Origin of the sequence: Photobacterium lucens (assembly GCF_009873615.1) — a bacterium.
Classification (GTDB): Bacteria; Pseudomonadota; Gammaproteobacteria; order Enterobacterales; family Vibrionaceae; genus Photobacterium; species Photobacterium lucens.
The window spans coordinates 1-426 of sequence record NZ_SSMG01000357.1; the positions used below are offsets into that span (position 1 = coordinate 1).

General features: G+C 25.8%; 1 protein-coding gene. It reads right to left on the reverse strand.

Translation table 11 applies throughout. The annotated features are described in order from the left end of the window. Window positions 1–300: hypothetical protein (locus tag E5A76_RS15080; RefSeq protein ID WP_161119410.1), on the reverse strand; the 300-nt coding region annotated here is incomplete at its 3' end. Window positions 301–426 lie beyond the last annotated feature (126 nt).

Consider the following 426-nt stretch of genomic DNA (forward strand, 5'->3'; position numbering starts at 1 on the left):
CATTAAAGAAGCTAATTTATTTTTAGTTAAGTAAACGAGCAAATAAATAGATTCAACAACAATATAAAAAGCAAGTGAAATTGATAATACGTTTAACCAATCTAGTCCTATTACTTGGTTAGATAAATCACCTTTGGTATAGGGAATATCTATCTCTTTAGTGAAATAGTTATGTCTATTTCTTCTCTCATATTGGGTGTAATTAGTTTCATTAAAATCATGAATGTACTTATCCATATGACCAAAGTATAAGTCAATCATTAAAATCGCTTCTAACTTTTTTTCAATATAGATAGGCATAATAATGCTTCTTAATCTATCTAGTGATACTTTTTCAATATAACTTCGAGTGATCATAATGTTAGGTTTACTTTCACTATATGATTTCGAAAATTTATTCTTTTCGACAGTAATATCAAATAAATT